Annotated in this window: 15 protein-coding genes and 2 tRNA genes; 16 read left to right on the forward strand and 1 reads right to left on the reverse strand. The window is 54.1% G+C overall.

All coding sequences use genetic code 11. The annotated features are described in order from the left end of the window. Positions 1–51: 51 nt before the first annotated feature. From folP to DOU50_RS21810, 4 genes are all read left to right on the forward strand, one after another. The gene (gene folP / locus DOU50_RS21795; protein WP_148770240.1) at positions 52–900 is read left to right on the forward strand and encodes a dihydropteroate synthase; all 849 of its coding nucleotides are present in this window, start codon (positions 52–54) and stop codon (positions 898–900) included. After that, positions 893–2,230, forward strand: coding sequence for a phosphoglucosamine mutase (gene glmM, locus DOU50_RS21800; protein WP_024906365.1), 1,338 nt, complete (start codon positions 893–895; stop codon positions 2,228–2,230). The genes folP and glmM overlap by 8 nt, the downstream gene beginning before the upstream one ends. Before the next feature lie 223 nt (positions 2,231–2,453). Continuing rightward, complete coding sequence (secG, locus tag DOU50_RS21805) at positions 2,454–2,786, forward strand: preprotein translocase subunit SecG (protein ID WP_023309338.1); 333 nt, start codon at positions 2,454–2,456, stop codon at positions 2,784–2,786. A gap of 9 nt (positions 2,787–2,795) precedes the next feature. Then, a tRNA-Leu gene (locus DOU50_RS21810) sits at positions 2,796–2,882 on the forward strand. Between the two features lie 153 nt (positions 2,883–3,035). Here the strand turns inward: DOU50_RS21810 and argG are convergent. Continuing rightward, positions 3,036–4,382 (reverse strand): argininosuccinate synthase, encoded by a 1,347-nt coding sequence (argG, locus tag DOU50_RS21815; protein WP_024906366.1) that lies wholly within the window; start codon positions 4,380–4,382, stop codon positions 3,036–3,038. Positions 4,383–4,669: 287 nt separating this feature from the next. Between argG and DOU50_RS21820 the strand changes: the two genes are divergently transcribed. The 12 genes from DOU50_RS21820 (at position 4,670) to mtr (ending at position 18,354) form a co-directional block, all read left to right on the forward strand. Continuing rightward, positions 4,670–4,746: transfer RNA gene (locus tag DOU50_RS21820), tRNA-Met, on the forward strand. 207 nt (positions 4,747–4,953) lie between these two features. Next, positions 4,954–5,406 carry a ribosome maturation factor RimP gene (gene rimP, locus DOU50_RS21825; protein WP_014833432.1) on the forward strand — a complete coding sequence of 151 codons (453 nt, stop codon included), beginning with the start codon at positions 4,954–4,956 and terminating at the stop codon, positions 5,404–5,406. A 28-nt stretch (positions 5,407–5,434) separates the two neighbouring features. Further along, positions 5,435–6,937: a transcription termination factor NusA gene (gene nusA, locus DOU50_RS21830; RefSeq protein ID WP_003861798.1), complete on the forward strand. Its 1,503-nt coding sequence runs from the start codon at positions 5,435–5,437 to the stop codon at positions 6,935–6,937. Positions 6,938–6,961: 24 nt separating this feature from the next. Next, positions 6,962–9,649, forward strand: coding sequence for a translation initiation factor IF-2 (gene infB, locus DOU50_RS21835; RefSeq protein ID WP_048992084.1), 2,688 nt, complete (start codon positions 6,962–6,964; stop codon positions 9,647–9,649). A gap of 89 nt (positions 9,650–9,738) precedes the next feature. Then, positions 9,739–10,143 carry a 30S ribosome-binding factor RbfA gene (rbfA, locus tag DOU50_RS21840; RefSeq protein WP_003024988.1) on the forward strand — a complete coding sequence of 135 codons (405 nt, stop codon included), beginning with the start codon at positions 9,739–9,741 and terminating at the stop codon, positions 10,141–10,143. Beyond that, positions 10,143–11,093: a tRNA pseudouridine(55) synthase TruB gene (gene truB / locus DOU50_RS21845; RefSeq protein WP_148770242.1), complete on the forward strand. Its 951-nt coding sequence runs from the start codon at positions 10,143–10,145 to the stop codon at positions 11,091–11,093. The genes rbfA and truB overlap by 1 nt, the downstream gene beginning before the upstream one ends. 154 nt (positions 11,094–11,247) lie before the next feature. Next, complete coding sequence (gene rpsO / locus DOU50_RS21850) at positions 11,248–11,517, forward strand: 30S ribosomal protein S15 (RefSeq protein WP_003861789.1); 270 nt, start codon at positions 11,248–11,250, stop codon at positions 11,515–11,517. A gap of 242 nt (positions 11,518–11,759) precedes the next feature. Further along, positions 11,760–13,898, forward strand: coding sequence for a polyribonucleotide nucleotidyltransferase (gene pnp, locus DOU50_RS21855; RefSeq protein ID WP_024906369.1), 2,139 nt, complete (start codon positions 11,760–11,762; stop codon positions 13,896–13,898). Between the two features lie 108 nt (positions 13,899–14,006). Continuing rightward, the gene (nlpI, locus tag DOU50_RS21860) at positions 14,007–14,891 is read left to right on the forward strand and encodes a lipoprotein NlpI (RefSeq protein WP_148770244.1); all 885 of its coding nucleotides are present in this window, start codon (positions 14,007–14,009) and stop codon (positions 14,889–14,891) included. Between the two features lie 107 nt (positions 14,892–14,998). After that, positions 14,999–15,079, forward strand: coding sequence for a protein YrbN (yrbN, locus tag DOU50_RS24030; protein ID WP_100122156.1), 81 nt, complete (start codon positions 14,999–15,001; stop codon positions 15,077–15,079). Further along, positions 15,072–16,967, forward strand: coding sequence for a DEAD/DEAH family ATP-dependent RNA helicase (locus tag DOU50_RS21870; protein WP_024906370.1), 1,896 nt, complete (start codon positions 15,072–15,074; stop codon positions 16,965–16,967). Before yrbN ends, DOU50_RS21870 begins: the two co-directional genes overlap by 8 nt. Before the next feature lie 142 nt (positions 16,968–17,109). Beyond that, entirely contained in the window at positions 17,110–18,354 is a 1,245-nt protein-coding gene (gene mtr, locus DOU50_RS21875) for a tryptophan permease (RefSeq protein WP_032650487.1), read from the forward strand. Positions 18,355–18,394: the final 40 nt, after the last annotated feature.

Genomic DNA, 18,394 nt, shown 5'->3' on the forward strand with positions numbered 1-18,394 from the left:
CTCCGGGGTTTTTCATTTCTGTTTAACCATATAGATATCAGGGATTTCGCCATGAAATTATTCGCTCAGGACTCGCATCTCGATCTTTCACATCCCCATGTGATGGGGATCCTGAATGTTACCCCTGACTCCTTCTCTGACGGCGGCACGCATAACACGCTTATCGAGGCGGTTAAGCACGCGAATTTAATGATTAATGCGGGTGCCACCATCATTGACGTTGGCGGCGAATCGACGCGTCCTGGTGCGGCGGACGTGTCTGTGGAAGAAGAGCTGGCGCGCGTCGTGCCGGTCGTTGAAGCCATCGCGCAGCGGTTTGAAGTGTGGATCTCCGTTGATACCTCCAAACCCGAAGTGATTCGTGAAGTGGCGAGAGTGGGCGCTCACATTATTAATGATATTCGCTCACTCACCGAGCCTGGCGCACTTGAAGCCGCGGCAGAGACGGGGTTACCGGTATGCCTGATGCACATGCAGGGTCAACCGAAAACCATGCAGGAAGCACCGAAGTATGACGATGTCTTTGCCGACGTGAATCGCTTCTTTATTGAGCATATTGCACGCTGTGAACGTGCAGGTATCCCAAAAGAGAAATTGCTGCTCGACCCGGGGTTCGGTTTCGGTAAAAATCTCTCACACAATTATGCGTTGCTTGCGCGCCTGTCGGAATTCCATCATTTTGGCCTGCCGTTACTGGTGGGGATGTCGAGAAAGTCGATGATTGGGCAGTTGCTGAACGTGGGGCCGAGCGAACGCCTGAGCGGCAGCCTGGCCTGCGCGGTGATTGCGGCGATGCAGGGTGCGCACATTATTCGTGTCCATGACGTCAAAGAAACAGTAGAAGCCATGCGTGTGGTGGAAGCCACACTGGCAGCGAAGGAAAACAAACTCTATGAGTAATCGTAAATATTTTGGTACCGACGGTATCCGTGGGCGTGTAGGCGATGCTCCCATCACCCCTGATTTTGTCCTGAAGCTCGGCTGGGCTGCTGGCAAGGTACTGGCGCGTCATGGTTCACGTAAAATTATCATCGGTAAAGACACCCGTATTTCGGGCTATATGCTGGAGTCCGCGCTTGAAGCGGGTCTGGCAGCTGCCGGACTGTCCGCCTCCTTTACGGGTCCAATGCCAACGCCTGCAGTCGCGTATCTGACGCGCACCTTCCGTGCGGAAGCGGGGATTGTCATCTCGGCTTCTCACAACCCGTTCTACGACAACGGCATTAAATTCTTCTCCATTGACGGCACCAAGCTGCCGGATGACGTGGAAGAGGCGATTGAAGCCGAAATGGAAAAAGAGATCACCTGTGTTGATTCCGCAGAGCTGGGTAAAGCGAACCGTATCGTCGATGCGGCGGGGCGTTACATCGAATTCTGTAAAGGTACCTTCCCGAATGAGCTGAGCCTGGCTCATCTGAAAATTGTGGTGGACTGTGCAAACGGTGCGACCTACCACATCGCCCCGAATGTTTTCCGAGAACTGGGTGCGAAAGTGATCGCCATTGGCTGCGAGCCGGATGGTCTGAACATTAACGAGCAGGTGGGTGCAACTGACGTTCGTGCTCTGCAGGCGCGTGTTCTGGCGGAGAAAGCCGATCTGGGTATTGCGCTGGACGGCGACGGTGACCGCGTGATCATGGTCGACCACGAAGGTAACAAGGTCGACGGCGATCAGATCCTCTACATCATTGCACGTGAAGGTCTGCGTCAGGGCCAGCTGCGCGGCGGTGCGGTAGGTACGCTGATGAGTAACATGGGCCTGGAACTGGCGCTGAAACAGCTCGGTATTCCGTTCGTTCGCGCGAAAGTGGGTGACCGCTACGTGCTGGAAAAACTGCAGGAGAAGGGCTGGCGCATCGGTGCAGAAAACTCGGGTCACGTCATCCTGCTCGACAAAACCACCACCGGTGACGGTATCGTGGCCGCGCTGCAGGTGGTTGCCGCGATGGCGCGCAACCATATGAGCCTGCACGATCTGTGCAGCGGGATGAAAATGTTCCCACAGATCCTGGTGAACGTGCGCTTTACTGCTGGCAAAGGCGATCCGCTGGAAAATGAGAACGTCAAAGCGGTGATGGCTGATGTTGAAGCGGCTCTGGGCAGCCGTGGACGCGTGCTGCTGCGTAAGTCCGGTACCGAACCGCTGATCCGCGTGATGGTGGAAGGTGAAGACGAAGCGCAGGTCACCGAATTTGCGCACCGTATTGCGGATGCCGTAAAAGCTGCATAATCTTGCACGCTAAATGTTTAAAAAGGCGGCGTTTGCCGCCTTTGTTTTAAGCAATTCATGGCTTTTTGCTGTTTTTTTCCGCAGTTGATACAATGCGTCGAAAATGCCCTTGCGAAGGTGATTCGCTTTGGTTAGTATTCACACCCGCTTCAGTGGGAAACAAAAATCCTGCTAATTGGTCGAAGCATTGGTATGCGGCAAATCCGCAAGGAACAGGTTGATTATGTACGAAGCTCTTTTAGTTGTTTTCCTTATTGTAGCCATCGCTCTCGTAGCGCTGATTATGCTGCAGCAAGGTAAAGGCGCTGATATGGGAGCCTCCTTCGGAGCAGGCGCTTCCGGTACGCTGTTCGGTTCAAGTGGTTCTGCGAACTTCATGACCCGCACAACGGCGATTCTGGCTACGCTGTTCTTCATCATCAGTCTGGTGCTTGGCAATATCAACAGCAATAAGACCAGCAAAGGAAGCGAGTGGGAAAACCTGAGCGCGCCAGCGAAAACTGAGCAGACTCAGCCAGCTGCACCGGCTAAGCCAACCAGCGATATCCCGCACTAAGTATTCTGTACCGAGGTGGTGGAATTGGTAGACACGCTACCTTGAGGTGGTAGTGCCCTAACGGGCTTGTGGGTTCGAGTCCCATCCTCGGTACCAATATTCCAGAAGAAAGACGTCGAAAGACGTCTTTTTTTTCGTCTGTATATTGTGGTAGCGGGCAAAATGGCGGGTGGCGCTGCGCTTACCCGCCCTACAAATACCAAATAAAAAAGGCGCCCTGTCGGCGCCTTTTGCATGTCTTGCTGTCGATTACTTCTTATCGCTGTGTTCCAGGTTTTCAACCTGCGGTAGGCCGTTACCGGAGCTGGCGGAGAGCAGGCCATTCTCAACATAGTTGAACAGCTTCTCACGTGTATCGGTGATGTCCAGGTTACGCATGGTCAGCTGACCAATACGATCGTCTGGTGAGAACACAGATTCACCTTTCTCCATAGTCAGACGCTCTGCTTTATAGGTCAGGTTGTCAGACACGGTGTTCAGGATGGAGTAGTCGTTACCGCGACGCAGTTCCAGGGTCACTTCACCGGTGATTGCACTCGCCACCCAACGCTGCAGCGCATCACGCAGCATCAGCGCCTGTGGATCGAACCAGCGGCCCTGATACAGCAGTTTGCCCAACTGACGGCCATGAGAGTGATACTGCTCAATGGTGTCTTCGTTGTGAATGCCGGTCAGCAGACGCTCGTAAGCGATGTGCAGCAGCGCCATTCCCGGGGCTTCATAAATGCCACGGCTTTTCGCTTCGATGATACGGTTTTCAATCTGATCGCTCATGCCCAGACCGTGACGACCGCCAATACGGTTAGCTTCCAGCATCAGCTCAACATCATCAGAGAAGGTTTTACCGTTCAGCGCAACCGGATGGCCGCGTTCGAAACGCACGGTCACTTCTTCTGCCTGGATTTTGACGTTCTCGTCCCAGAACTTCACGCCCATGATCGGGTTAACGATCTTCACGCTGGAGTTCAGGAATTCCAGGTCTTTCGCTTCGTGCGTCGCACCCAGCATGTTGGAGTCGGTGGAATAGGCTTTCTCGACTGACATCTTATAGTCGAAACCGCAGGCGATCATAAACTCGGACATCTCATGACGACCACCCAGCTCGTCGATGAAGTCGGTGTCCAGCCATGGTTTGTAAATCTGCAGCTCGGCGTTGGTCAGCAGGCCATAACGATAGAAACGTTCGATATCGTTACCTTTATAGGTGCTACCGTCACCCCAGATGTTGACGCCGTCTTCTTTCATCGCCGCAACCAGCATGGTGCCGGTGACCGCACGGCCCAGCGGGGTGGTGTTGAAATAGGTCAGACCGCCGGTGGTGTTATGGAATGCACCACACTGAATAGCCGCGATACCTTCCGCGACAAGTTGCTTACGGCAGTCAATCAGGCGCGCGTTCTCTGCACCATACTCTTTAGCGCGACGAGGAATGGCATCATAGTCGTCCTCATCCGGCTGACCCAGGTTCGCAGTATAGGCATACGGAACCGCTCCCTTCTGGCGCATCCACAGCAGTGCAGCGCTGGTATCCAGGCCACCTGAGAAAGCGATGCCAATACGTTGTCCTACCGGAAGATGCTTGAGAATCGTCGTCATAGAATAAAACCCTGCTTGATTGACTGATTAGAGACCGCTTTCGCTCTCTTGTGCATTTTTATGCAAAATAAGTGAGTATTCATTTAATCATCTTTTGGCGAAGACCGGAAGAGAGTCATGCGTTTTTTGTAAAAATTTTGGTCTGATCGATCTGGCGGAAGTCGCCTTGACAGGTGGGGTCAACTATCAATATACTAAACGCCGATTTTACGTCCCGTCTTCGGTACCAAATCCCAGCATTATTTGCAAATTCTGTCCAAAACGCGTAGAATTTGCCACGTTTCAGGCGCGGGGTGGAGCAGCCTGGTAGCTCGTCGGGCTCATAACCCGAAGGTCGTCGGTTCAAATCCGGCCCCCGCAACCACTTTCCCATAAAGTTCTTTTTCAAATATACTGTGAAGACTTAGAGCCTTCGTAGCTGGATTTGAAAAAATTCTTTCGGAAAGTGCTCCAGGCCACAGTTGTGGCTATAGGGTTCAGTTATCTAAAGCCCCGATTTATCGGGGTTTTTTGTTATCTGACTACAGAATAACTGGGCTTTACGCCCTTTTTTTATGTCTTGGGGGTGGGCTTGTCCACATTAGAGCAAAAATTAACAGAGATGATTACTGCACCGGTCGAAGCACTGGGCTACGAACTGGTCGGCATCGAATTCGTTCGCGGCCGTACATCGACGCTGCGCATCTATATTGATAGTGAAGATGGCATCAATGTTGATGATTGTGCTGATGTCAGCCACCAGGTGAGTGCGGTTCTTGATGTTGAAGACCCGATTACCGTTGCGTACAACCTGGAAGTTTCCTCACCTGGCCTCGATCGCCCGATGTTCACGGCCGAGCACTATGTGCGCTTTACCGGTGAAGAAGTGGCTCTCGTTCTGCGTATGGCCGTACAGAACCGCCGTAAATGGCAGGGAATTATCAAAGCTGTTGATGGTGAAATGATCACGGTGACAGTCGAAGGCAAAGATGAAGTGTTCGCGCTGAGTAATATCCAGAAGGCGAACCTGGTTCCCCACTTTTAACAGTCTGGATTGAGGTGAAAAGCCCGCGATGAACAAAGAAATTTTGGCTGTTGTTGAAGCCGTCTCCAACGAGAAATCACTGCCGCGTGAAAAGATTTTTGAAGCGCTGGAAAGTGCACTGGCTACGGCAACCAAGAAAAAATACGAACAAGAGATCGATGTTCGCGTAGAAATCGATCGTAAAAGCGGTGACTTCGATACATTCCGTCGTTGGGTAATCGTTGAAGAAGTAACCCAGCCGACCAAAGAGATCACCCTGGAAGCCGCCCGTTTTGAAGACGAAAGTCTGAACGTGGGTGACTACGTTGAAGATCAGATTGAATCTGTGACCTTCGACCGTATCACCACCCAGACCGCTAAACAGGTTATCGTGCAGAAAGTGCGCGAAGCCGAGCGCGCGCTGGTTGTCGATCAGTTCCGCGATCAGGAAGGAGAAATCATCACCGGCGTGGTGAAGAAAGTGAACCGCGACAATATCTCCCTGGAGATCAAATCCGAAGGGTTGCCGGGTAACGCTGAAGCCGTGATCCTGCGTGAAGATATGCTGCCGCGTGAAAACTTCCGTCCAGGCGACCGTATTCGCGGTGTTCTGTACGCCGTTCGCCCTGAAGCGCGTGGCGCACAGCTGTTCGTGACCCGTTCGAAACCAGAAATGCTGGTAGAACTGTTCCGTATCGAAGTACCGGAAATCGGTGAAGAAGTTATCGAGATTAAAGCGGCGGCTCGCGATCCGGGCTCCCGTGCGAAAATTGCGGTGAAAACCAACGACAAGCGTATCGACCCGGTCGGTGCTTGCGTCGGTATGCGCGGTGCGCGTGTCCAAGCAGTGTCTACTGAGCTGGGCGGCGAACGTATTGATATCGTTCTGTGGGATGACAACCCGGCGCAGTTCGTGATCAACGCAATGGCTCCAGCTGATGTGGCGTCTATCGTTGTTGACGAAGACAAACACACCATGGATATCGCTGTTGAAGCGGGCAACCTGGCGCAGGCAATCGGCCGTAACGGCCAGAACGTACGCCTGGCGTCACAGCTGAGCGGCTGGGAACTCAACGTGATGACCGTTGATGACCTGCAGGCTAAGCATCAGGCTGAAGCCCATGCGGCGATCGATACCTTCACGAAATACCTGGATATTGACGAAGACTTCGCCACTGTTCTGGTTGAAGAAGGTTTCTCTACGCTGGAAGAACTGGCCTATGTGCCAATGAAAGAGCTGCTGGAAATTGACGGTCTGGATGAACCAACCGTTGAAGCCCTGCGTGAACGCGCTAAAAACGCACTGACCACCCTGGCACTGGCTCAGGAAGAAAGCCTTGGCGATAAGAAGCCGGCTGATGACCTGCTGAATCTGGAAGGTCTTGATCGTGCGATTGCGTTCAAGCTGGCTGCCCGTGGTGTTTGTACGCTGGAAGATCTCGCTGAGCAAGGCGTTGATGACCTGGCTGATATCGAAGGTTTAACCGACGAGAAAGCCGGCGAGCTCATCATGGCCGCACGTAATATTTGCTGGTTCGGCGACGAAGCGTAATAAACTGTAGCAGGAAGGAACAGCATGACTGATGTAACTGTAAAATCGCTGGCTGCTGAGATTCAGACCTCCGTGGACCGCCTGGTACAGCAATTTGCTGATGCAGGGATCCCGAAGTCCGCTGATGACTCGGTGACCGCGCAAGAAAAACAAACCTTGTTAACGCACCTGAACCGTGAACACGGCTCTACGCCTGACAAGTTAACGCTGCAGCGCAAAACGCGTAGCACGTTAAACATCCCTGGTACCGGTGGCAAAAGCAAATCGGTACAAATTGAAGTCCGCAAGACGCGCACCTTTGTAAAACGTGATCCGCAAGAGGCAGAACGCCTTGCCGCGGAAGAGCAGGCACAGCGTGAAGCGGAAGAACAAGCTCAGCGTGAGGCGGAAGCAGCCGCCAAACGTGAAGCAGAATTAAAAGCTGAACGTGAGGCCGCAGAAAAAGCGAAACGCGACGCAAGTGATAAAGTGAAGCGTGACGCTGCGGAAAAAGACAAAGTGAGCAATCAACAGACAGACGAAATGACCAAAACCGCCCAGGCTGAAAAAGCCCGCCGTGAAAATGAAGCTGCCGAGCTGAAGCGTAAAGCGGAAGAAGAAGCCCGCCGTAAGCTGGAAGAAGAAGCTCGCCGCGTCGCCGAAGAAGCGCGCCGTATGGCAGAAGAAAACGAGAAGAATGGTGTGAATACCGTTGAGCCGACTGAAGACACCAGCGACTATCACGTGACCACTTCTCAGCATGCGCGTCAGGCTGAAGATGATAACGACCGTGAAGTGGAAGGCGGTCGTGGCCGTGGCCGTAATGCAAAAGCTGCGCGTCCGGCGAAAAAAGGCAACAAGCACGCTGAATCCAAAGCTGATCGTGAAGAAGCACGCGCGGCTGTTCGCGGCGGTAAAGGCGGCAAGCGTAAAGGTTCCGCTCTGCAGCAGGGCTTCCAGAAGCCTGCTCAGGCCGTTAACCGTGACGTCGTGATCGGCGAAACCATTACCGTTGGCGAACTGGCTAACAAGATGGCGGTTAAAGGCTCTCAGGTCATCAAAGCGATGATGAAACTGGGCGCCATGGCGACCATCAACCAGGTGATCGATCAGGAAACCGCACAGCTGGTTGCTGAAGAGATGGGCCACAAAGTAATCCTGCGTCGTGAAAACGAGCTGGAAGAAGCAGTAATGAGCGACCGTGATACTGGCGCTGCGGCTGAACCGCGTGCACCGGTTGTGACCATCATGGGTCACGTTGACCACGGTAAAACCTCTCTGCTTGACTACATTCGTTCTACTAAGGTTGCCTCGGGTGAAGCGGGTGGCATTACCCAGCACATCGGTGCATACCACGTAGAAACTGACAACGGTATGATCACCTTCCTGGATACCCCAGGCCACGCCGCGTTTACCTCAATGCGTGCTCGTGGTGCTCAGGCGACGGATATCGTTGTTCTGGTTGTTGCCGCAGACGACGGCGTGATGCCGCAGACCATCGAAGCTATCCAGCACGCGAAGGCTGCAGGTGTGCCGGTTGTGGTTGCAGTGAACAAGATCGATAAGCCAGAAGCGGATCCCGATCGTGTTAAAAACGAACTTTCCCAGTACGGTATCCTGCCGGAAGAGTGGGGCGGTGAAAGCCAGTTCGTACACGTGTCTGCGAAAGCGGGTACCGGTATCGACGAACTGCTGGACGCGATCCTGCTGCAGGCCGAAGTTCTGGAGCTGAAAGCCATCCGTAACGGTATGGCGAGCGGTGCGGTAATCGAATCCTTCCTGGATAAAGGACGTGGCCCGGTTGCTACCGTTCTGGTTCGTGAAGGTACACTGCATAAAGGCGATATCGTTCTGTGCGGTTTCGAATACGGCCGCGTTCGTGCGATGCGTAACGAACTGGGTCAGGAAGTGCTGGAAGCGGGTCCGTCCATTCCAGTGGAAATCCTGGGTCTGTCCGGTGTTCCGGCTGCCGGTGACGAAGTGACCGTTGTGCGTGACGAGAAGAAAGCGCGTGAAGTGGCACTGTATCGTCAGGGCAAATTCCGTGAAGTTAAACTGGCTCGTCAGCAGAAATCTAAACTCGAGAACATGTTTGCCAACATGACCGAGGGCGAAGTTCACGAAGTGAACATCGTGCTGAAAGCCGACGTTCAGGGCTCTGTGGAAGCGATCTCCGACTCCTTGCTGAAACTGTCCACCGACGAAGTGAAAGTGAAGATCATCGGTTCTGGCGTAGGTGGTATCACCGAAACCGACGCAACCCTGGCTGCTGCTTCCAACGCTATCCTGGTTGGCTTCAACGTTCGTGCGGATGCGTCTGCGCGTAAAGTGATTGAATCCGAAAGCCTGGATCTGCGTTACTACTCCGTCATCTATAACCTGATCGACGAAGTGAAAGCAGCGATGAGCGGCATGCTGTCTCCTGAGCTGAAACAGCAGATCATCGGTCTGGCTGAAGTACGTGACGTGTTCAAATCACCGAAATTCGGTGCGATCGCGGGCTGTATGGTTACCGAAGGTAACATCAAGCGTCACAACCCAATCCGCGTACTGCGTGACAACGTGGTTATCTACGAAGGCGAGCTGGAATCCCTGCGCCGCTTCAAAGATGACGTTAACGAAGTCCGTAACGGCATGGAATGTGGTATCGGTGTGAAGAACTATAACGACGTTCGCGTTGGCGATATGATCGAAGTGTTCGAGATCATCGAAATTCAGCGTACCATCGCTTAATTACCGATTGTAAGCCGGGATCGCCTCGCGCCACCCGGCAATAATTTCAAAAAGGGGCTTTAGCCCCTTTTTTGTCTGGAGAATTTATTATGGCGAAAGAATTTGGTCGCCCTCAGCGCGTAGCGCAGGAAATGCAGAAAGAGATCGCACTCATTCTGCAACGTGAAATTAAAGACCCGCGTGTCGGCATGATGACCACCGTTTCCGGTGTCGAAATGTCCCGTGATTTGGCCTATGCAAAAGTGTTCGTCACCTTCCTGAACGATCAGGACGAAGCGGCAGTGAAAAACGGCATTAAAGCGCTGCAGGAAGCCTCTGGTTTTATCCGCTCCCTGCTTGGCAAAGCGATGCGCCTGCGTATCGTGCCTGAACTGACCTTCTTCTACGACAACTCGCTGGTCGAAGGTATGCGTATGTCCAACCTGGTGACCAGCGTGGTTAAACATGACGACGAGCGTCGTGTTAACCCGGCGGACGACAGCAAGGAGGACTAATGAGTCGTCCTCGTCGTCGTGGTCGCGACGTGCATGGTGTGCTGCTGCTGGATAAACCCCAGGGCGCTTCCAGCAACGACGTGCTGCAAAAAGTTAAGCGTATTTATAACGCCAACCGTGCGGGCCACACCGGCGCGCTCGATCCGCTGGCAACCGGCATGCTGCCGGTCTGCCTGGGAGAGGCGACAAAGTTTTCCCAGTACCTGCTCGACTCCGATAAGCGCTACCGCGTTATCGCTAAACTGGGCCAGCGCACGGATACCTCCGACGCGGATGGCCAGGTGGTAGAAGAGCGTCCGGTGACCTTCAGCGCGGAACAGCTTGATGCTGCGCTGGAGAGCTTCCGTGGGGACACGATGCAGGTGCCGTCGATGTATTCGGCGCTGAAGTATCAGGGAAAAAAACTCTACGAATATGCGCGCCAGGGCATTGACGTCCCGCGTGAAGCCCGTCCGATAACCGTGTATGAGCTGCTGTTTATTCGCCACGAAGGTGATGAGCTTGAGCTGGAAGTGCACTGTTCGAAAGGGACCTATATTCGCACCATCATCGACGATCTCGGTGAAAAGCTGGGCTGCGGCGCACATGTGATTTACCTGCGTCGTCTGGCGGTGAGCAAGTACCCGGTAGAGCGGATGGTGACCCTGGAGCAACTGCGCGAGCTGGTAGAACAGGCGGAAGCGCAGGGGATCGCGCCGGCAGATTTGCTGGATCCTTTGCTGATGCCGATGGACAGTCCGGCAGCGGACTTCCCGGTTGTTAATCTTCCTTTAACATCCTCCGTTTACTTTAAGAACGGCAACCCGGTTCGTACGGCGGAAGCGCCGCTGGAAGGACTGGTACGCGTGACCGAAGGCGACGAAGGGAAATTCATCGGTATGGGCGAAATGGATGGTGAAGGGCGCGTTGCGCCGCGTCGTCTGGTCGTCGAGTATCCGATCGAAGCATGACGGTGATGACGGCTCACCTTGCGATAAGCAGGGGAGACGAGTAGAATATCGCCGCTTAACGCCTGGTAAATTGTTTAACAATCTGCGGGGCGTACATGGGGTCGCTGAATTAGAGATCGGCACCCTTACATTCTTTATACTTTGGAGTTTGAAAATGTCTCTAAGCGTTGAAGCTAAAGCTAAAATCGTTTCTGAGTTTGGTCGTGGTACTAACGACAGCGGTTCTACCGAAGTTCAGGTTGCACTGCTGACTGCACAGATTAACCACCTGCAGGGTCACTTTGCAGAGCACAAGAAAGATCACCACAGCCGTCGTGGTCTGCTGCGTATGGTTTCTCAGCGTCGTAAACTGCTCGACTACCTGAAACGTAAAGATGTTGCACGCTACACCGCGCTGATCGAGCGTCTGGGTCTGCGTCGCTAAGTCTTGCGAGTTTCAGAAAAGGGGGCCTGATGGCCCCTTTTTTCAACCAGACGGCAGCAATTCACTGGAAACTATTGTATTGTTGCTATAAATGATCTTCATTGCAGAGGTTCGCGCGGCTAATGAGAGGCTTCACCCATGGGGGTGTTGGTTGTCATTAGTCGCGAGGATGCGAAGAAGGTCGGGTTAAATCGACAGCACACCGGTGGTGTGCTGTCAAACATTTAAGAAAGGACAGAACTTTGCTGAATCCGATCGTTCGTAAATTCCAGTATGGTCAACATACCGTCACGCTGGAAACCGGCATGATGGCTCGTCAGGCTACTGCTGCCGTTATGGTAAGCATGGATGACACTGCGGTATTCGTTACCGTTGTTGGCCAGAAAAAAGCTAAACCAGGTCAGGACTTCTTCCCGCTGACCGTTAACTACCAGGAGCGTACCTACGCTGCCGGTAAAATCCCGGGTGGTTTCTTCCGTCGTGAAGGCCGTCCAAGCGAAGGCGAAACCCTGATCGCGCGTCTGATTGACCGCCCGGTTCGTCCGCTGTTCCCGGAAGGCTTCGTTAACGAAGTACAGGTTATCGCGACCGTTGTTTCCGTTAACCCGCAGGTTAACCCGGACATCGTAGCGATGATCGGTGCGTCCGCTGCCCTGTCACTGTCTGGTATTCCATTCAATGGTCCAATCGGTGCCGCGCGCGTTGGCTACATCAACGACCAGTACGTGCTGAACCCAACCCAGGAAGAGCTGAAAGAAAGTAAGCTGGACCTGGTGGTTGCGGGTACTGAAGCGGCTGTACTGATGGTTGAATCCGAAGCTGAACTGCTGAGCGAAGACCAGATGCTGGGCGCTGTGGTATTTGGCCACGACCAGCAGCAGATCGTTATCCAGAACATCAACGACCTGGTGAAAGAAGCCGGTAAACCACGTTGGGACTGGCAGCCAGAAGCGGCAAACGACGCGCTGAACGCACGCGTTGCTGCACTGGCAGAATCTCGTCTGAGCGATGCATACCGCATCACTGACAAACAGGAGCGTTACGCTCAGGTTGACGTGATCAAGTCTGAAACTATCGCGACCCTGGTTGCGGAAGATGAAACGCTGGACGCTAATGAACTGAGCGACATCCTGCACGCTATCGAGAAAAACGTTGTTCGTAGCCGCGTACTGGCAGGCGAGCCGCGTATCGATGGCCGCGAAAAAGACATGATCCGTGGTCTGGATGTGCGTACTGGCGTTCTGCCACGTACTCACGGTTCCGCGCTGTTCACCCGTGGCGAAACGCAGGCGCTGGTTACCGCGACCCTGGGTACTGCACGTGATGCGCAGATCATCGACGAACTGATGGGCGAGCGCACTGACAGCTTCCTGTTCCACTACAACTTCCCTCCGTACTCCGTAGGCGAAACCGGTATGGTTGGCTCGCCGAAGCGTCGTGAAATTGGTCACGGTCGTCTGGCGAAGCGCGGCGTACTGGCCGTCATGCCAGAAGCAGACAAATTCCCGTACACCGTACGTGTAGTGTCTGAAATCACCGAATCCAACGGTTCCTCTTCCATGGCTTCCGTGTGTGGTGCCTCTCTGGCGCTGATGGATGCAGGCGTGCCAATCAAAGCCGCCGTTGCGGGTATCGCAATGGGCCTGGTGAAAGAAGGCGACAACTTCGTTGTTCTGTCTGACATTCTGGGTGACGAAGACCACCTGGGCGATATGGACTTCAAAGTAGCGGGTTCCCGCGAAGGTATCTCTGCACTGCAGATGGATATCAAAATTGAAGGTATCACCAAAGAGATCATGCAGGTTGCTCTGAACCAGGCTAAAGGTGCGCGTCTGCACATCCTGGGCGTGATGGAACAGGCGATTAACGCGCCGCGTGGCGACATTTCTCAGTTCGCTCCACGTATCCACACCATCAAGATCAATCCAGACAAGATCAAAGATGTTATCGGTAAGGGCGGTTCCGTAATCCGTGCGCTGACCGAAGAGACTGGCACCACCATCGAAATCGAAGATGACGGTACTGTGAAGATCGCAGCAACCGACGGCGAGAAAGCGAAATTCGCGATCCGTCGCATCGAAGAAATTACTGCAGAAATCGAAGTGGGCCGTGTCTATGCAGGTAAAGTGACCCGTATCGTTGACTTTGGCGCGTTCGTTGCCATCGGTGGCGGTAAAGAAGGTCTGGTTCACATCTCTCAGATCGCTGACAAGCGCGTTGAGAAAGTGACTGATTACCTGCAGATGGGTCAGGAAGTACCGGTGAAAGTTCTGGAAGTTGATCGCCAGGGCCGTATCCGTCTGAGCATTAAAGAAGCAACCGAGCAGTCTCAGCCAGCTGCTGCGCCAGAAGCACAGGCAGCAGAACAGCAAGGCGAGTAAGTTGCCATTTGCCCTCCGCTTTGCGGAGGGCCTATTATCAGGCAGGACGCCTTGTTAAGCCGCCGGGGGACAGGACGTTCATCCAATAGTTGTCTTCGGGAGTGGGAAATGAAGCCTTTTTTGCGCTGGTGTTTCGTTGCGACAGCTTTAACGCTGGCAGGATGCAGCAACTCTGCCTGGCGTAAGAGCGAAGTCCTCGCAGTGCCATTGCAACCGACTTTGCAGCAGGAAGTGATCCTGGCACGCATGGAACAAATACTTGCCAGTCGGGCTTTAACCGATGAAGAACGCGCACAGCTTTTATATGAGCGCGGAGTGTTGTATGATAGTCTCGGTCTGAGGGCATTGGCGCGAAATGATTTTTCACAAGCGCTGGCTATCCGACCTGATATGCCTGAAGTATTCAATTACTTAGGCATTTATTTAACGCAGGCAGGCAATTTTGATGCTGCCTATGAAGCGTTTGATTCTGTACTTGAGCTTGATCCAACTTACAACTACGCGCACTTGAATCGCGGTATCGCATTGTATTACGGCGGTCGTGACAAGTTAGCGCAAGATGATCTGCTGGCGTTTTATCAAGACGATCCTAATGATCCTTTCCGTTGCCTGTGGCTTTACATCGTTGAGCGGAAGCTCGATGAGAAGCAGGCAAAAGAGGCACTGAAACAGCGCTTCGATAAATCGGACAAGGAACAGTGGGGATGGAACATTGTCGAGTTCTACCTGGGCAACATTAGCGAAGCAACGCTGATGGAACGCCTCAAGGCGGACGCAACGGATAACACCTCGCTCGCTGAGCATCTCAGTGAAACCAACTTCTATTTAGGTAAGTACTACCTAAGTCTGGGGGATATGGACAGCGCTACGGCACTGTTCAAATTAGCGGTTGCTAACAACGTACACAACTTCGTTGAGCACCGTTATGCATTGTTGGAATTATCGCTCTTGGGCCAGGAGCATGACGACCTGGCAGAATCGGACCAGCAATAGCTGACGACATAAACATCAGCCCGTAATCTTTTGATTGCCATCACCTTAACTGGTGAGGGCGTTGTTGTTCGTCAATACACCTACTTTGAGCCGGTTCACACTTTTCAATGAAAATTGCTAATCATTTTCACGATGAGCTAAGTAGACTGGCCGCCATTGACATTGAGGCACTCGTACTACATGGCTGAATTCGAAACCACTTTTGCAGATCTGGGCCTGAAGGCTCCTATCCTTGAAGCCCTTAACGATCTGGGTTACGAAAAACCATCTCCGATCCAGGCTGAGTGTATCCCACACCTGCTTTCTGGTCGTGACGTGCTGGGCATGGCCCAGACTGGTAGCGGTAAAACTGCAGCATTCTCGCTGCCGCTGCTGAACAACATTGATCCGGACCTGCGTGCACCGCAGATCCTCGTTCTGGCCCCAACCCGTGAACTGGCTGTTCAGGTTGCAGAAGCCATGACGGAATTCTCTAAACATATGCGCGGCGTAAACGTGGTTGCCCTTTACGGCGGCCAGCGTTATGACGTGCAGTTACGCGCCCTGCGCCAGGGCCCACAGATTGTTGTCGGTACGCCGGGCCGTCTGCTGGATCACCTGAAGCGCGGTACCCTGGACCTCTCTAAACTGAGCGGTCTGGTACTGGATGAAGCAGATGAAATGCTGCGTATGGGCTTCATCGAAGACGTTGAAACCATTATGGCGCAGATCCCGGACGGTCATCAGACCGCGCTGTTCTCTGCAACCATGCCGGAAGCTATCCGTCGCATTACCCGCCGCTTCATGAAAGAGCCGCAGGAAGTGCGTATTCAGTCCAGCGTAACCACTCGCCCGGACATCAGCCAGAGCTACTGGTCTGTGTACGGCATGCGTAAAAACGAAGCGCTGGTACGTTTCCTGGAAGCGGAAGATTTTGATGCGGCGATTATCTTCGTTCGTACCAAAAACGCGACCCTGGAAGTGGCTGAAGCCCTGGAGCGTAGCGGCTACAACAGCGCAGCGCTGAACGGCGATATGAACCAGGCCCTGCGTGAGCAGACTCTGGAGCGTCTGAAAGACGGTCGTCTGGATATCCTGATTGCAACCGACGTGGCAGCACGTGGTCTGGACGTTGAGCGTATCAGCCTGGTTGTTAACTACGACATCCCGATGGATTCCGAGTCTTACGTTCACCGTATCGGCCGTACCGGTCGTGCGGGTCGTGCTGGCCGTGCGCTGCTGTTCGTTGAGAACCGCGAGCGTCGTCTGCTGCGTAACATCGAACGTACCATGAAACTGACCATTCCAGAAGCGGACCTGCCAAACGCAGAGCTGCTGGGCAAACGCCGTCTGGAAAAATTCGCCGCCAAAGTACAGCAGCAGCTGGAAAGCAGCGATCTGGATCAGTACCGCGCGCTGCTGTCGCAGATTCAGCCTGTTGCTGAAGGCGAAGAGCTGGACATGGAAACCCTGGCTGCAGCACTGCTGAAAATGGCTCAGGGCGAACGTAGCCTGATCGTGCCGCCAGATGCGCCGATGCGTCCTAAGCGTGAATTCCGTGACCGTGACGATCGTTTCGAACGTCGTGGCGACCGTAACGATCGTGGCCCACGTGGTGACCGTCCAGAGCGTGGTGGTGAAGACCGTCCACGTCGTGAACGCCGTGACGCGGGTGACATGGAACTGTACCGCATTGAAGTGGGCCGTGATGATGGCGTTGAAGTTCGTCACATCGTTGGCGCGATCGCTAACGAAGGCGACATCAGCAGCCGTTACATTGGTAACATCAAGCTGTTCGCTTCCCACTCTACCATCGAACTGCCAAAAGGCATGCCGGGCGAAGTGCTGCAGCACTTTACGCGTACCCGCATCCTGAACAAGCCGATGAACATGCAGCTGCTGGGCGATGCACAGCCACGTCCTGACCGTGGCGGCGAACGTCGTGGCGGTGGTCGCAGCTTCGGCGGCGAGCGTCGTGAAGGCGGTCGCAGCGAAGGTCGCGGTGGTGAAGGTCGTCGTTTCTCCGGCGAGCGCCGCGAAAGCCGTGGCCCGCGTCGTGAAGAAGGCACCAGCCGTCGTCGTTTCGGTGACGCATAAGCCTTACGCTTCTGACGTAAAGTAAAATATACAGCCCCGATACATGCTATCGGGGCTTTTTTTATTCCCTTTGTACTCTTGTACTGGTACAGTGCGTCACATTAAAATGCAGAACCGCATGATTGACTGGAGAAAAGGCTGTATGGCGACACTAACCACCACCCAAACGTCACCTTCGCTGCTTGGCGGCGTGGTGATCATCGGCGGAACCATTATAGGTGCCGGGATGTTCTCCCTGCCCGTGGTTATGTCCGGTGCGTGGTTCTTCTGGTCGCTGGCTGCGCTGGTCTTTACCTGGTTCTGTATGCTCCATTCCGGGCTGATGATCCTCGAAGCCAACCTGAACTACCGCATTGGCTCCAGCTTCGACACCATCACCAAGGATCTGCTGGGCAAAGGCTGGAACCTGGTTAACGGGCTGTCCATCGCCTTTGTGCTCTATATCCTGACCTACGCGTATATCTCGGCGAGCGGTTCGATTCTGCATCACACCTTCTCTGAGATGTCGCTGAACGTTCCGGCGCGTCTGGCCGGGCTGTGCTTTGCGCTGGGCGTGGCGTTTATCGTCTGGATGAGTACCAAAGCGGTAAGCCGGATGACGGCGATCGTACTGGGTGCGAAGGTCATCACCTTCTTCCTGACCTTCGGCAGCCTGCTGGGGCACGTGACGCCCGCCACGCTGTTTAACGTTGCCGAAGTGAATACCTCCTACACGCCGTACCTGCTGATGACGCTACCGTTCTGTCTGGCGTCGTTCGGCTACCACGGCAACGTGCCGAGCCTGATGAAGTACTACGGCAAAGATCCGCGCACGATTGTGAAGTGTCTGGTCTACGGCACGCTGCTGGCGCTGGGGCTGTATGTGATCTGGCTGCTGGGGACGATGGGCAACATCCCGCGTCCGGAGTTTATCGGCATTGCCCAGAAGGGCGGTAACATTGATGTGCTGGTACAGGCCCTGAGCGGCGTGCTGAACAGCCGCAGCCTGGATCTGTTGCTGGTTATCTTCTCTAACTTCGCAGTGGCGAGCTCTTTCCTCGGCGTAACCTTGGGCCTGTTTGACTACCTGGCGGATCTGTTTGGCTTTGATGATTCTGCGATGGGGCGTTTCAAAACCGCGCTGCTGACCTTCCTGCCGCCGATTGTGGGTGGCCTGCTGTGGCCGAACGGCTTCCTGTACGCCATCGGCTATGCCGGACTGGCGGCAACAATCTGGGCGGCGATTGTGCCAGCGCTGCTGGCACGTAAATCACGTAAACGCTTCGGCAGCCCGAAATTCCGCGTCTGGGGCGGCAAGCCGATGATTGCGCTGATTCTGGTGTTCGGTGCTGGCAATGCGCTGGTCCACGTGCTGTCGAGTTTTAACCTGCTGCCTGTGTATCAATAAACAGAAAGCCCGGTGGCGCTGCGCTTACCGGGCCTACAGG

The sequence above is a fragment of the Enterobacter sp. C6 genome (assembly GCF_008122455.1).
GTDB lineage: Bacteria > Pseudomonadota > Gammaproteobacteria > Enterobacterales > Enterobacteriaceae > Enterobacter > Enterobacter pseudoroggenkampii.

Coding starts and splice junctions, on each gene's coding strand:
- folP (WP_148770240.1), top strand. CDS start 52: ATGAAATTATTCGCTCAGGACTCGCATCTCGATCTTTCACATCCCCAT.
- glmM (WP_024906365.1), top strand. CDS start 893: ATGAGTAATCGTAAATATTTTGGTACCGACGGTATCCGTGGGCGTGTA.
- secG (WP_023309338.1), top strand. CDS start 2,454: ATGTACGAAGCTCTTTTAGTTGTTTTCCTTATTGTAGCCATCGCTCTC.
- argG (WP_024906366.1), bottom strand. CDS start 4,382: ATGACGACGATTCTCAAGCATCTTCCGGTAGGACAACGTATTGGCATC.
- nusA (WP_003861798.1), top strand. CDS start 5,435: ATGAACAAAGAAATTTTGGCTGTTGTTGAAGCCGTCTCCAACGAGAAA.
- infB (WP_048992084.1), top strand. CDS start 6,962: ATGACTGATGTAACTGTAAAATCGCTGGCTGCTGAGATTCAGACCTCC.
- rbfA (WP_003024988.1), top strand. CDS start 9,739: ATGGCGAAAGAATTTGGTCGCCCTCAGCGCGTAGCGCAGGAAATGCAG.
- truB (WP_148770242.1), top strand. CDS start 10,143: ATGAGTCGTCCTCGTCGTCGTGGTCGCGACGTGCATGGTGTGCTGCTG.
- rpsO (WP_003861789.1), top strand. CDS start 11,248: ATGTCTCTAAGCGTTGAAGCTAAAGCTAAAATCGTTTCTGAGTTTGGT.
- nlpI (WP_148770244.1), top strand. CDS start 14,007: ATGAAGCCTTTTTTGCGCTGGTGTTTCGTTGCGACAGCTTTAACGCTG.
- yrbN (WP_100122156.1), top strand. CDS start 14,999: ATGAAAATTGCTAATCATTTTCACGATGAGCTAAGTAGACTGGCCGCC.
- DOU50_RS21870 (WP_024906370.1), top strand. CDS start 15,072: ATGGCTGAATTCGAAACCACTTTTGCAGATCTGGGCCTGAAGGCTCCT.
- mtr (WP_032650487.1), top strand. CDS start 17,110: ATGGCGACACTAACCACCACCCAAACGTCACCTTCGCTGCTTGGCGGC.